This window comes from Hymenobacter edaphi (genome assembly GCF_003258365.1).
Lineage (GTDB): Bacteria > Bacteroidota > Bacteroidia > Cytophagales > Hymenobacteraceae > Solirubrum > Solirubrum edaphi.
The window spans coordinates 151,885-165,300 of record NZ_QHKM01000008.1; the positions used below are offsets into that span (position 1 = coordinate 151,885).

Genomic DNA, 13,416 nt, shown 5'->3' on the forward strand with positions numbered 1-13,416 from the left:
GATGCGGCTCTACTGCGGCGCCCGCAGCTTGGCAAAGACGTTGTTGAGCGCCTCGGCCCAGGTGGGGTGGGCCAGCACCATGTTCTGCAGCTGCTGGTACTTCAGGCGCCCGGCCATGGCAATCTGCAGCATGCTCATGATTTCGCCGCCCTGCTCGCTGAGCACGGCCGCGCCCAGCAGCCGGTCGTCTGCCCCGACGAGCACCTTCAGAAAGCCGGCAGGGGCTTCCGTTTCGCGGGCCCGCCCGATGTGGTACACCGGCAGCTTGCCCACGCGGTAGGCCACGCCCTGCGCCGCGGCGTCTTTTTCCGAGAGGCCCACGCGCCCCAGCTGCGGCTCCGTAAACACCACGTAGGGCACCGGGCGCGCGGCCGTGCGGCGCCGCCGGCCGTGCAGCAGCCGGTCGCGCACGATGCGGTAGTCGTCGTAGCTGATGTGGGTGAACTGCGGGCCGCCCTTCACGTCGCCCAGGGCGTACACGCCCGGTACGCCGGTGCGCAGCTCGTCGTCGGCCCGGATGTAGCCGTGCTCGTCGGTGTCGATGCCGGCCAGGTCCAGGCCCAGCGACGCCGTATTGGGCTGCCGGCCCGCGGCTACCAGTAAGTGCGAGCCGCGCAGGCGCCGTTCGCCCTGCCGCGTATCGGCCGTGAGCGTGAGGGTGCCATCGGCCCCGCGCGACACCCGCCGGGCCCGGGCGCCGAGCACAAACTCGATGCCCTCGGCTTCCAGGAGCTGCTGCAGCTCCAGCTGCACGTCCTCGTCCTCGCGGCTCATGATGCGCGTTTCGGTATCGACGATGGTCACGCGCGCGCCGAAGCGGCGGTACATCTGCCCGAACTCCACCCCGATGTAGCTGCCGCCGAGAATGATCAGGTGTTCGGGCAGCTCCGCGAGGTCCAGCAGCGTTTCGTTGGTCAGCGCCCCCACCTCCCGAATGCCCTCGATATCGGGCCAGGCGGCCACCGTGCCGGTGTTGATGAAGATGAGCGGGGCCGTAAGCTTCTGCGCCTCGATTTCGCGGTTGGGCGTCAGCATCAGCGTACGCGGGCCCACAAACGCCGCGTGGCCGTGCAGCACCTTGATGCCCGGGTGCTCCAGCGTCAGGTTTTTGCGGATGCCCTCGCGGTGCAGCTCCACCAGGCGGTTTTTGCGGCCGATGACGGCGGGCATGTCCACCTCCGGCGCGGCCACGCGCAGGCCCAGCGCGCCGGCCGTGCGGATGGCGTGGGCGCGGTGCGCGGCCGCCAGCAGGGCCTTGGTGGGCGAGCAGCCGTAGTTGATGCAGGAGCCGCCGAGGTGGCGGCTTTCGATGAGGGCCACGCGGCGGCCGGCGTCGGCCAGGGCATAGGCCAGCGGATTGCCAGCCTGGCCGGAGCCGATGATGATAGCGTCGAAACGCTGGGATTCAGTCATATTGGGGGGTGGTTGGGCCGAGGCTGCCCCGCGGGGCACTTGCGGCCCCCGGCCTTCCATACAACGAAACGCCGCTTCGGGCGTTGCTTACCCGTCTCATCCGCAGTTTTCATGGCCCTCCGACGCTACTTGCCCCTGGGGGCGCTGCCGCTGCTGAGCAGCTGCGCGTCCATCTACTTTCCGCCGCCCGCCGCCGCGCCCATGCTCACTCAGAAGGGCGAGTTCAGCGGCGGCCTGCACACCAACTGGAAGGCCAACGTATCGGCCCAGGGCGCCTACGCCGTCGGCGAGCATATCGGGCTGATCGGCACGGCCTCGTTTCTGCACAACAACGGCAAACGCAAGCTCTACGAGCAGGATTTCGGCGAGCTGGGCGTGGGCTACCACACCCGCTTCGGCGAGGACCAGAGCCGCATCCTGGAAGTGTACGCCGGCGCGGGCTTCGGCCACGGCAAGCGCGTGGAGCGCAACCGCGCCGCCGACGTGACGCAAACCGTGGAAGCGCGCATGGAGAAGTACTTCGCGCAGGTGAACTACACCAAGAAGAAGCGCGAGCAGTTCGATTTCCTGGGCCGCACCTGGCAGTTTCGCTACGGCGCCGCCCTGCGCCTGAGCTACCTCAACACGCCCGAGCTGATCCTGAACGGGCAGCGCATTCCGGGCGAAGACAACATTTTCTTCGAGCCCGTCAGCTACACCCGCATCGGCCTGATCGGGCCGCTGAAGTTTCAGGCCATGAGCGGGTGGAACTTCGGGCTGAAAAACCGCAAGTACCTCACCGCCGGCAACTCCGTGTTCAGCATGGGCCTGATCATCAACGTGGGCGGCGACGGGAAAGGGGAGTAGGCTAGAGTTCCTCCACCTCCAGCTCCAGCTCGTAGTTGTAGGGCGTGAACTCGCGCTTCGGAAAGCGGCTTTTCAGGTCCTGGTAGTAGGCCACCACGCTCTGCCAGCGCCCGGCGCGGTAGGCCCACGCATAACAGGCTCCGAAGGAAGGCGCCGTGAGCTGCGCAAGGGCCGGAAACTCGTGGCGCAGCACCAGGCGCGTGGCTTCCGTGGCGGCGGGCTGCACCTCTACGTAACTATTGACGCGGGTGCTTGGGGCTGAACCTTTGAGCTTCTGCGGATCGAATTCGGGAGCCGCTGTGGGGTTGTGCTTCCGGTAGAGCAGCGTGCGGTTGCGCACGAAGGTTTCCGCCGCCGAGCCCGTCAGCCCGTTGGCCACGATGAACACGCCCGCGGCCGGCAGGCGCAGCTCCGCATCGGCTACGGGCAGGCGCAGCCAGCCGCCCTCGTGCTCCTCGGATAGCGCGGGCGTAATTTCCCAGCTCGCCGGCAGCAGCGCCGTGGCCGGGGCACCGTCGGGGCCGGGAGCCAGCAACTGCACCTGCAGGCGGCCTTCGGGAAAGCGGCGCAGGTCGCGCAGCAAATCGGCCGGGCCCTGCGGCGCGCGGGAGCCCAGCCGAAGGCGCACGGCCCGGATGCGGTAGCTGCGCGTGGCATCGGCCGGGCGGTAGAGCATGGCTACCTGCTCAGTGGGCGTGAGGCTGTTGGCAAACGCGTCGTAGGGCCAGCGCGCCTTGCCGGGCGCCCGCCACACCAGCTGGCGCGGCTGGGCCCGCACGCGCACGTTGGGCAGGGCCACGGCCTGCGGCGTGAGCCAGAGCGTGTCGGCAGCCGGGGCGGGCTGCCACTGCCGCGGCTGGTAGCCCACGTGGCTGAGCTGCAGCTGTGCCGGCCGGGCCGGCAGCTCGAACCGGCCCGCTTCGTCGGTGCGCAGGGTGCGGCCGGCGGCCTGCACGGTGGCGGCGGGCAGGGCGGCGCGGGTGCGGGCATCGGCCACCACGCAGCGGTACGACTGGGCGAGGGCCGGGGCCACAGACAGAAAGAAGAGCCCCAACGTTATGCGGGCAGGGCGGGAACAGGGCATCAGCGGGGGATATTTAGTAGCAGAACTGAGGGGGCACCAACTTCTTGCGGCAGGCAGATGAGCGCTGCCTGTGGCGCTGCAACGCCGCCCGCCGGGCCTATTCCACGCTCACCGTCACTACCGGCACCAGGCTTCCGGCCCTGCTTTCCAGCCACGCATGCGTGCGGGGGCTGTAGCGCCAAAACCGACAGCCGGCAATGTTGGACCGGCCACTGAGCAGCATGGGAAATGCCGAAGCCGCGACCTTGCGTTTCAGGCCTGTTTTCGTTGAAATGAAAGCCAGCATTTCTCCCTCGTCCGGCCCGCTGTTATTGATGCCCAATTCATCGGGATTGGTAGGGGTAAATCCCAATACCACCGCAAATCCGTGCTGCGGGGCGACAATATTTTCGCTGGATAAATCAAATACCAATTGCCCATTTTTATCAGGGTGCATCTGGCGGGCTGGCACTTCGATTACTTTGGTCAGTAAATTACCTTCGATAGGAGCCAAATTATTATTCAGCGGCGCCAGCCGAATAAATAAATTACCCTCCGCAATAGCGCGCTTGTTGCCTAATTGCAAGCCAATGCGCCGCAGAGAGGTGCCCGCCGGTATTACCGCTTCCGTAAAAGCTACGGCATCCGCCTGATCAGAGGCAACCATTGAGCTGTTGCGGTCAGGTTTGCCGGAGGTAATTACGCGCAGCTTTGCGGGTGCTGAATTGGCCACTACGGCTACTTCGGGCAGCGTGAACGTTTCGGGCTCCAGCAACACCGTATCGACCACTGCGTTGCCGGCTACCTGCAGGGGCGGCGACGTTTTATAGCCGATGTGCGAGACGCGCAGCACGCGGGGGCGTCCCAGGGTTGCCTGTCCTTGCTGATCGGTAACTATTTGCTTGGCAGGCTCTTCGCTGACAATGGTGGCTCCTGGCAAGGGCTTGCGTTCGGCCGCATCCAGTACATGAACGTTGTATTGGGCAAGCGCCGGAACCGGCGCTAGCAAACCGATAATTGCGGCGCTGAGAATACGTGCCTGTTCAGGCTTCATAATTCGCTATAAATGAGCCGCTGCTTGGGTAAGCAGCGGCTCATGCTTATTTATTTGTAGCAGGTAAACTCCCGGGTCTCGGAGTCTACGCTGAAGTAGAAGAAGTACTGCTGACGGTGGCAGGTTTTGCGGCCCGTATTGGGGTCACATACCCCGCACGACCAACCGCTCCAGCCAAAAGCCTTTTCCTCTTCTTCAGTAGGAGTTTCGGTAGGCGTTTCTTCCGAAAGAACACCCTGGGCCAGCGTACGGGAAGATACTGCTGCAACAGCTATGCCAGCTACCACCAACAGGTAGCGCAATTTTCTTTTCATTGTAAATACGATAAGTCCACAATGCCTACTCTAATTGCCGCTTTTCGGCGTCCGCGGGCTAGCGGGACAAACATAATTGAGAAAATCCAACAAAATGAATACTTGGGCTGAAAAAAAGCCGGAGTGGATATGATCCGCTCCGGCTTTTGCAATAAAAGCGTCCGCTAATTGCTTACGCTTCCACTTTGTCGCCGTTCAGCACGCGCAGCATGGTGTCGCCGATTTCGGCCGGCGAATCCACCACGTGGATGCCGCACTCGCGCATGATGGCCATTTTGGCCGCGGCCGTGTCGTCGGCCCCGCCGACGATGGCACCGGCGTGGCCCATGCGGCGGCCGGGAGGCGCCGTCTGGCCGGCGATGAAGCCCACGACGGGTTTCTTGTTGCCGGTTTCCTTGATCCAGCGGGCGGCTTCGGCTTCCATGCCGCCGCCGATTTCGCCGATCATCACGATGCCCTCGGTTTCGGGGTCGTTCATGAGCAGCTCCACGGCTTCCTTGGTGGTGGTGCCGATGATGGGGTCACCGCCGATGCCGATGGCCGTGGTCTGGCCCAGGCCGGCCTTGGTCAGCTGGTCTACGGCCTCGTAGGTCAGCGTGCCCGATTTCGACACGATGCCGATTTTGCCTTTCGAGAAGATAAAGCCAGGCATGATGCCCACTTTGCACTCACCGGCCGTCATTACGCCGGGGCAGTTCGGGCCGATCATGCGCAGGCCTTCGCGGCCTTTCAGGTACTCCTTCACCGCAATCATGTCCTTGGTCGGAATGCCTTCGGTGATGGTGACGATAACCTTGATGCCCGCGTCGGCGGCCTCCATGATGGCGTCGGCGGCAAAAGCCGGGGGCACGAAGATGATGCTGGTGTCGGCGCCGGCCTCGCGCACGGCGTCGGCCACGGTGTTGAACACGGGCCGGCCCAGGTGGGTCTGGCCGCCTTTGCCGGGCGTTACGCCGCCAACGACGTTGGTGCCGTAGTCAATCATCTGCTGGGCGTGGAACGAGCCTTCGGAGCCCGTAAAACCCTGCACAATCACTTTCGAGTCCTTATTGACCAGTACGCTCATGTGGGAAGTGAGTGAAGATATTTCGGTGGGATGACCCGCCTACGGCGAGTCGGCGGCAAAGGTAGGCTTTTCGGCGGGCGGGAAAATGGTGAGATTGTGAAATTGTGAAATAGTGAAGCGCCGGGGCATCTGACGCGGGGCGCGGACAGCCTGCGTGCGGCGGAGTAGTTGGGGCGGGGCTGGCAATTGAGGCGGCCACGTCGCGCTTCAGGCGCAGGCACAAGCTTACGCGGGTGAACAGGTTTGGGCCCGAGACGAACGACCGTTTTCCTACCTTTGTGGTTTCCCAATCTCCCTCCCATGTACCTCAATAACATCGTCGAAGCCATCGGCAACACGCCGCTGGTGAAGCTCAATAGCATAACCAAAGGCATTCCCGGCACCATCCTGGCCAAAGTCGAGTACTTCAACCCCGGCAACTCGGTGAAGGACCGCATGGCCATCCGCATGGTGGAGGACGCCGAAAAGGCGGGCCTGCTCAAGCCCGGCGGCACCATCATCGAGGGCACCAGCGGCAACACCGGCATGGGCCTCGCGCTGGCCGCCATTGCCAAGGGCTACCAGTGCATCTTCGTGATGTCGGACAAGCAGAGCAAGGAAAAGCAGGACATCCTCAAAGCCGTGGGCGCCCAGGTGGTCGTCTGCCCCGTCGACGTGGCTCCGGACGACCCCCGCTCGTACTACTCGGTGGCGCGGCGCCTGAACCAGGAAACGCCCAACTCCTTTTACCCCAATCAGTACGACAACCTCTCGAACGCGGCCGCGCACTACGAAACCACCGGCCCCGAGCTGTGGCAGCAGACCGAGGGCCGCATCACGCACTGGGCGGCGGGTGTGGGCACGGGCGGCACCATCTGCGGCGTGAGCAAGTACCTGAAGGAGCAGAACCCCAACGTTTACACCCTGGGCCTCGATACGTACGGCTCGGTCTTCAAGAAATATAAGGAAACCGGTATTTTCGACGTCAACGAAATCTATCCTTATAAGACCGAAGGCATCGGCGAAGACATTCTGCCCAAGAACGTGGATTTCGACCTCATCGACCAGTTCATCAAAGTAGGCGATAAGGAAGCAGCCCTGATGACGCGCCGCCTGGCCAAGGAAGAGGGCCTGTTCGTGGGCTGGTCGTGCGGCTCGGCCGTGCACGGCGCCCTGGAATACGCCAAGGAAAACCTGAAAGCCGACGACACGATGGTTATCCTGCTGCCCGACCACGGCACGCGCTACCTGGGCAAAGTCTACAACGACGAGTGGATGCGCGCCCAAGGGTGGTTGGACTAAATTTAGTAACTTAGTAGTCCCGACTGCACGCGTGGCCGGAATTCCTGTTCACTTAACCAGGCCAATTTCATGTCTCGCAAGCTGAACCAAGTCGTCCTGATTGACGACAACGAAACCACGAGTTTCCTGAACAACCGGCTGTTGCAGCGGCTGGACCTGGCCGAGCACATCCTCTCGTTCACCAACGCCGAGCAGGCTTTTTACCAGCTCTGGAGCCCGCAGGCCATTGCCGAAGCGCAGGTGCCCGAGTTGGTGTTCGTCGACCTGAAGATGCCCGGCATGGACGGCTTCGAGTTTCTGAACCAGTACAGCCGCCTCTCGCCGGAGGTGCGCGAAAAGACCGTCATGGCCGTGCTCACCACCTCCATGCACTCGGCCGACACCTCGCGCGTGGCCCAGTACGAAGGCGTGGAGTACCTGGCCAAGCCGCTCACCGAGGAAAAGATGCAGAAGCTGTTCGACAAGCGCTTCTCGATGGCCAACTAAGCCACGACTACTACCAACAAAAAAGGGCCGCCCGGCAAACCGGGCGGCCCTTTTTTGTTGGGTTCACTCAGGGCCCGTGGACAGTAATCGAAAAAGCTATTTTGAGGCTTTCTAGGTCGACAAGCTTAGCATGACGTTCTTTCTGCTTGTTGTCCACACAGCCTAGAACGTCATGTCGAGCGCAGCCGAGACATGACGTTCTAATTGGCTCGACTGCCAAACCGGCACTTACGCCAGCACCGATACAAACTCAAACTTCTCGCCGTCGAACAAGCCTTTGTCGCTGAGCTTGAGGGCCGGAATAACCAGCAGGGCCATAAACGACAAGGTCATGAACGGGGCGCCCAAGGGGCTGCCGAGCTGCTTGGCCAGCTGGTCGACGGCGGTGTAGGCCTCGGCCACGGCGTAGCCCTCCGCGTCCGACATCAGGCCCGCCACCGGCAGCGGCAGCAGCAGCGCTTCCCCGTCGTCGCCCACGGCGGCCAGCCCGCCCTTGGCTTCGATGACGAGGTTGACGGCACGGGCCAGGGCCTCGTCGGAGCAGCCCACGGCGGTGATGTTGTGCGAGTCGTGGCCCACGCTGCTGGCCAGGGCCCCGCGCTTCAGCCCGAAACCGCGGATAAAGCCCACGGCGGGTGCGACGCCGGCTTCGTAGCGGTTCACCACGGTCAGCTTCAGCACGTCATTGGCCACGTCGGGCACCAGCTGGCCGTGCTGCACGGGCACCGCGGCCGGGTCGGCGGCGGTGATGAGCTGGCCGTCGTAGCAGCGGATGGCGCGCACCATGGCGGCCGTAGCGGCGGCGTCGGGGGCGGGCAGGGCAAAGTCCTGGGGCTGCACCGGGCGGGCGTGGAAGTTGTTGGGCGCCTGGTGCGCGGCGGTGGGCAGCCGGGTGCGGCCGTGTTCGGCCACCAGCGCGCCGCGCAGGTAGGTTTGCTGCACCCGGAAGTCCTGCAGGTTGTCGACCACGATAAAATCGGCCGCGTCGCCGGGGCGCAGTTGGCCCACGGCCAGGCGGTAGTGGGCCACCGGGTTCAGGCAGGCCGCTTGCAGCACCTTCCACACGTCGATGCCCCGCGCCACGGCCCGCCGCACCAAGGCGTCGATGTGCCCCAGCACGAGCGAATCGGGGTGCTTGTCGTCGGAGCAGAACATGATCCGGGCCGCATGATCGGGCAGCAAGTCCACCAAAGCCTCGAAGTTGCGGGCGGCCGAGCCCTCGCGGATGAGAATGTGCATACCGGCGGCCAGCTTGTCGAGGGCCTCGTCGGCGGTGAAGCACTCGTGGTCGGTGCTCAGGCCGGCGGCGGCGTAGCGGCGGGCGTCGTCGCCGCGCAGGCCGGGGGCGTGGCCGTCGGCGGGGCGGTTGTACTGCCGGGCCAGCGCGATTTTGCGCAGCACGTCCGCGTCGCCGTCCAGCACGCCGGGCCAGTTCATCATTTCGGCCAGGTAGCCGATTTCGGGGCGCTGAAACAGCTGCTCGATGTCGTCGGCGGTGATGGTGGCGCCGGCGGTTTCGAAAATGGTGGCCGGCACGCACGACGGGGCCCCGAAGCAGAAGTGAAACGGCGACTGGCGGGCGTTGTCGAGCATAAATTCCACGCCGGCCACGCCGAGCACGTTGCCGATTTCGTGCGGGTCCGACACCGTGGCCACGGTGCCGTGCACCACCGCCAGGCGGGCAAACTCGGCCGGCACCAGCAGGGAGCTTTCCACGTGCACGTGGGCATCGACGAAGCCCGGCAGGGCGTAGGGCAGGGCCGGGTCGGCCGCCGCGCCGCCCTCGTACTCAATGGCGGCTATGCGGCCGGCGGCCACGCGGATGGTGGCGGGGCGCACCGTTTGGGCGGGAATGTCGACGACGTTGGCGCGCAGAGAAAAATCAGCGGACATAAAGCGGGAAGAGGAAGCTAAAAGCGGGGGCGGCGGCGTTAGAGCAGCCGGGCAAAGAAGGTTATCTTTGGCTGAAAATCCAGTTATCGGTGAAAAAGACGCTGACCCTGCTGCTCACGGTGCTCACGCTGGCCGCCTCGGTGCCCAGCCTTACCAGTTGCGCCCGGCGCACGCCCCAGCAGAAAAAAACCGCCTCCTTCAAGCGCAAAGCCCGCGGCGGCCACGTGCCCTGTCCCTGCGACAGTCACTAGGTTGCTTGCTTATTTTCGACGTGATTTAATGGCTATGCTTTACCGTTTGATAACCGGTCGGGGGCTGCGCGGCGGCTGCGTACTGGCTTTGCTTGCCGGCCTGCCGGCCGCTGCTCTGGCGCAAAACGTTGGCGGGGCCGTGGTGGGGCTGCTGCGGGCCACTTCGGACAAAGAAGGGTGGGGCACCGCCAACGATTTTTATTTCCGGCGGGGCAAAGGGCGCTACCAACTCGCCGGCGCCGAATGGCAGACCGACCGCGTGGCCGTCAACAACGTGCAAATAGCCGTTGGGGGTGGGCGGGAGCCGCAGACGTACTACCTGAACGATGTGCGGCAGGTCGTCATCGGGGCCGACTCCTTCGTAACGGTGTTCGACGTGCGGCGCTGGAGCCAGCCGCAAGCCGCCCCGACGCTGGTGCTGGGCAAGCGGGCGTGGCGCCGACCCCAGGTCGAACTGTTCACGGTGAACACCTTTGCCGGTGAAATACCCCTGCTGCGCTTCCCCGATCAGACCGCCGTGGCCTTGCCGCTCAAGCAAAAAGATTATCAGCAAGCCATGTTGGCCCTCGTTGGCGACTACTCCGCGTTGGCCACGCAGCTACGCACCGGGCAGCTGGATGCTTCTCATACGGCCCAAATTCTGGAAACGTACCTGCGCTGGAAGCCCGCTGGCTTCAACCCCACGACCTTGCTGGCGGCCTGGCCAGCGGTAAAATAGCCCGTTACCGGTGCTTTGCCGGGTGCTGCCTGTCAATGCCGGTCGGACCCTTTTTTTAGCTGATTTTCTTCATTCCTTTTCTACATGCGTCAACTACTACGCCCGGTTTGTTCGGTGCTGTTATTCTTGGGGCTGAGCACCGCCAGCCACGCCCAGGTGGGCCTGATCATCGCCGCCGCCCGCCTCGGCGTGGCCGCCGCCACCCTGGCCAACGCCGATATGCAGTACACCTGCAAAGGCCCCGGCAGCTACCAGCTAAATAGTGCCGACTGGCAGCCGGCCCCCATCGTGCTGACCAACGGCAATCTGACCGCCGGCAAAGGCAAGGAGGCCAAGCAGTTCGGGCTCGATGAAGTCCGGCAGGTAGTGGTGCGCACCGATACGTTCGTGGTGGTGCGCAACGTGAAGTTTCCGGGCGCCAACGCCATTTCGGCCGCGCCCGCGCTGGGCCGGCGCACCTGGCGCCACGCGCAGGTGGAGCTGTTCAACTACTACGCCGCCGCCGGGGCGCTGCCCATGCTCCGCTTCCCCGACGGCAAGGTGCTGGTGCTGCCCCTGAAGCCCAAGGACTTCCGCGCCGCCATGCTCAAGCTCGTCGGCGACCAGCCCCGGCTGGCCGAGCAACTGCGCGGCAACGAGCTGGAGCCTGAGCACACCCGTCTGATCCTCGACGCCTACCTGCGCTGGAAGCCCACCGGCTTCGATACCACGGCCAGCTTCGCCAACGACCAACCCGGCAACTAACCGTCTATCATGCATTTGCTACTGCGAAGCCTGCTGACCGCCGCGGCGGCCGGGCTGCTGAGCCTGCCCGCCCTGGCGCAGGCCCCCATGGCCATGCCCGGCGACGTGCCCCGGATCAAAATTATCCGCAACCACCGGCCCGGCCACTTCCAGCTGGCCGACGGCCGCTGGCAGGCCGGCGAGCTGTACTACGACGGCGGCGAGTGGGTGAGCGTGCGCCAGCCCGGCGTCGACGGCCGGCGCGAGTACCTGCCCCAGGACCTGCGGCGCTTCGTCATCAAAGCCGACACTTTCGGCGTGGTGGACGGCTACGGCCCGGCCGACCGGCAGGGCAGCACCGGCGTCTTCGGCCAGGAGCTGTACCGCACGCCCTTCCACACCCTGTTCAGCTACCGCGAATCCGAGGGCAGCATGGCCGTGACCCTGGTGCAGCCGGTGGGCGGCGCGGCCGTGAGCGTTCCGCAGGGCCGCAAGTCCTTCACCACGGTTATGCTGCGCGTGTTCGGCGACTGTCCGGCCCTGGCCGAGGACATTCGGCGCGGCAAGCTTGGGCCCCAGCACCTGAAGCGCATCATGGCCACGTACGCGCAGTGGCGCCGGACCGGCGGGGCGGCTGATAAATCGTAACGGGCTTTCGGGCAGGGTCTTGCTCTCGGGGCAGCGCCGACTTCGCGCGAATGCGCCGATGCGTACGTGGCGCTTTCCCGCCCGGCTACCCGGGTGCGTAGGCCGGCGCAGCGAGTAAATGGCTGAAATCCAGTTGACTTGGTGCTTCTGGAGTCAGAAGGGATAAGTTTGCTCCGCTGACCTACGACACAGATGGTGGAGCGGTAGCTGTGCCGAAAGCCCGCCGGCCTCGCCGCCGCAGCCCGCTTCGCCCACGACCAGCCCGGCCACTGCACACCGGGCGCTAAGTCAGGCTTTTTCTGAGGCAGAGCCGGCCGGGGGCTGCGGCGCCGTCGGCTGTTCTCCCGTTGTCACTGATTTTTTTTCCTTCATACCGTTTTTTATGTCGTTGCTTTCTCGGCGCCCGGTGTTGCTGGTGGTGCTGTGCCTGTCCGCCAGCTATGCACGGGCGCAGGCCGGATTAATCGTGGCCGCCGTCCGGGCCGCTACCAATGTGGTTTCGATTGCCACGGCCGACCGCCAGTTTGCCCGCAAAGGCAAGGGCACGTACCAGCTCAGCGCCAACGGCCAGTGGCAGACGGCGCCGCTGCTGCTCACCGGCGAAGGGCTGCGCGCCGGCTCGGGCAAAACCGAGCAGACCTACCCGCTGGGGGAGGTTCGGCAGGTCGCGTTCGGCCGCGACACCTTTGCCGTGGTGCAGGCCGTGCAGTTTCCGCCGCCGGCCGATGCCAAAGCCGCCGCGCTGGCGCCGCCCGATGCTATTGTGGGGTACCGGGTCTGGCGCCACCCGCAGGTGGAGCTGCTGGAGTTCAGCAGCACGGCGGGGCCGGTCACGGTGCTGCGCTTTCCCAATCAGGTGGCGCTGGCCCTGCCCACGGAGCGCACGGCCTTTCAGCAAACCATGCTGACGGTCATCGGCGACCATCCCAAACTGGGGCCACAATTGCGCAACGGGCAATACGACCCGATTCACACCCGGGCGCTGCTGGAGTACTACCTGCGCGACAATCCTGCCGGTTTTGCGTTAATTACCAATTCAGGCGCCGCGCCCGCTCACTAACGCTGCCTTTTTCGACTTTCCCATGCCCGACGAAAATCCCTTAGCCCACCTGCACCAAGCCGCCGAAGCCGTGCGGCAGCAACTTCCCGCCGATGACTTCAACGAAGCCGGCGTGCAGCGCCTGACGGCCTTTATCGAGGAGCAGCGCCCCCTGCTCACCCGCGACAACGTGCAGGGCGTGGTGCTGGCCCTCGGCGCTTTTCTGGGGGAGTGCCTGGTGCGAAGCTACCAGGGCGAGTGGGCCTCCGGGCCCGACGGCACCACCGGCGTCGGCTTTCAGGGCACGCGCTTCTACAACCCCTTCTACCGCGTGATGCTGCAGTTCGACAACGGCCTCAAGGATTCCGTCGCCGAGTTCTACGCTTCCATCCCGCAGCGGCTGGCCGAACCGCTGCCCAAGCGCGGCTGGATCTGAAGAAACTGCGCAAGATTGAAATTGCACTTTCTTAAAAATATCTTATTTGATTCTCATAAAAAGCCTCGCAAGAGGTTTTTTTATTGCCTGTTCTGATGCATTCGGTCGAAAATTTTGTAACTACGTTATCAGCCCGCTGCGGGTTGATGATTCTTTCGTTCCTTCAATTTCTCCACCACCTACTG

At 64.5% G+C, this 13,416-nt stretch carries 14 protein-coding genes and 1 pseudogene; 9 read left to right on the plus strand and 6 right to left on the minus strand.

Annotation, left to right across the window (positions count from 1 at the left end; genetic code table 11):
* Positions 1-9: 9 nt before the first annotated feature.
* Positions 10-1,413, minus strand: coding sequence for a mercuric reductase (locus DLM85_RS20430; RefSeq protein ID WP_165822228.1), 1,404 nt, complete (start codon positions 1,411-1,413; stop codon positions 10-12).
* Between the two features lie 111 nt (positions 1,414-1,524).
* On the opposite strand from DLM85_RS20430, the gene DLM85_RS20435 reads away from it, so the two are divergent.
* Positions 1,525-2,259, plus strand: a complete 735-nt coding sequence (locus DLM85_RS20435; RefSeq protein ID WP_133257171.1) for a hypothetical protein — start codon at positions 1,525-1,527, stop codon at positions 2,257-2,259.
* A gap of 1 nt (position 2,260) precedes the next feature.
* On the opposite strand, the gene DLM85_RS20440 is transcribed toward DLM85_RS20435, so the two are convergent.
* From DLM85_RS20440 to sucD, 4 genes are all read right to left on the minus strand, one after another.
* Positions 2,261-3,292 carry a peptidase associated/transthyretin-like domain-containing protein gene (locus tag DLM85_RS20440; RefSeq protein ID WP_111480035.1) on the minus strand — a complete coding sequence of 344 codons (1,032 nt, stop codon included), beginning with the start codon at positions 3,290-3,292 and terminating at the stop codon, positions 2,261-2,263.
* 148 nt (positions 3,293-3,440) lie between these two features.
* On the minus strand, positions 3,441-4,376 hold the full coding sequence (locus tag DLM85_RS20445; RefSeq protein WP_111480036.1) for a carboxypeptidase-like regulatory domain-containing protein: 936 nt from the start codon (positions 4,374-4,376) through the stop codon (positions 3,441-3,443).
* 50 nt (positions 4,377-4,426) lie between these two features.
* Positions 4,427-4,690 (minus strand): hypothetical protein, encoded by a 264-nt coding sequence (locus DLM85_RS25150; protein ID WP_133257172.1) that lies wholly within the window; start codon positions 4,688-4,690, stop codon positions 4,427-4,429.
* Between the two features lie 172 nt (positions 4,691-4,862).
* Positions 4,863-5,756, minus strand: coding sequence for a succinate--CoA ligase subunit alpha (gene sucD, locus DLM85_RS20450; protein ID WP_111480037.1), 894 nt, complete (start codon positions 5,754-5,756; stop codon positions 4,863-4,865).
* Between the two features lie 300 nt (positions 5,757-6,056).
* Here sucD and DLM85_RS20455 point away from each other — a divergent pair.
* A pseudogene (locus tag DLM85_RS20455) lies at positions 6,057-7,034 on the plus strand (PLP-dependent cysteine synthase family protein); the annotation flags it as partial.
* A 72-nt stretch (positions 7,035-7,106) separates the two neighbouring features.
* The gene (locus DLM85_RS20460) at positions 7,107-7,523 is read left to right on the plus strand and encodes a response regulator (RefSeq protein WP_111480039.1); all 417 of its coding nucleotides are present in this window, start codon (positions 7,107-7,109) and stop codon (positions 7,521-7,523) included.
* Positions 7,524-7,751: 228 nt separating this feature from the next.
* Here the strand turns inward: DLM85_RS20460 and ade are convergent, their stop codons facing one another.
* The gene (gene ade / locus DLM85_RS20465) at positions 7,752-9,416 is read right to left on the minus strand and encodes an adenine deaminase (protein WP_111480040.1); all 1,665 of its coding nucleotides are present in this window, start codon (positions 9,414-9,416) and stop codon (positions 7,752-7,754) included.
* Between the two features lie 89 nt (positions 9,417-9,505).
* Between ade and DLM85_RS25595 the strand changes: the two genes are divergently transcribed.
* The 6 genes from DLM85_RS25595 (at position 9,506) to DLM85_RS20490 (ending at position 13,231) form a co-directional block, all read left to right on the plus strand.
* The gene (locus DLM85_RS25595) at positions 9,506-9,667 is read left to right on the plus strand and encodes a hypothetical protein (RefSeq protein WP_165822229.1); all 162 of its coding nucleotides are present in this window, start codon (positions 9,506-9,508) and stop codon (positions 9,665-9,667) included.
* Positions 9,668-9,695: 28 nt separating this feature from the next.
* On the plus strand, positions 9,696-10,385 hold the full coding sequence (locus DLM85_RS20470) for a hypothetical protein (RefSeq protein WP_133257173.1): 690 nt from the start codon (positions 9,696-9,698) through the stop codon (positions 10,383-10,385).
* An 84-nt stretch (positions 10,386-10,469) separates the two neighbouring features.
* Entirely contained in the window at positions 10,470-11,129 is a 660-nt protein-coding gene (locus DLM85_RS20475) for a hypothetical protein (RefSeq protein WP_133257174.1), read from the plus strand.
* 9 nt (positions 11,130-11,138) lie between these two features.
* A complete protein-coding gene (locus DLM85_RS20480) occupies positions 11,139-11,756 on the plus strand; it encodes a hypothetical protein (RefSeq protein WP_111480043.1) in 618 nt (205 codons plus the stop codon).
* 382 nt (positions 11,757-12,138) lie between these two features.
* The gene (locus DLM85_RS20485) at positions 12,139-12,816 is read left to right on the plus strand and encodes a hypothetical protein (protein ID WP_133257175.1); all 678 of its coding nucleotides are present in this window, start codon (positions 12,139-12,141) and stop codon (positions 12,814-12,816) included.
* 22 nt (positions 12,817-12,838) lie between these two features.
* On the plus strand, positions 12,839-13,231 hold the full coding sequence (locus DLM85_RS20490) for a hypothetical protein (RefSeq protein WP_111480045.1): 393 nt from the start codon (positions 12,839-12,841) through the stop codon (positions 13,229-13,231).
* Positions 13,232-13,416: the final 185 nt, after the last annotated feature.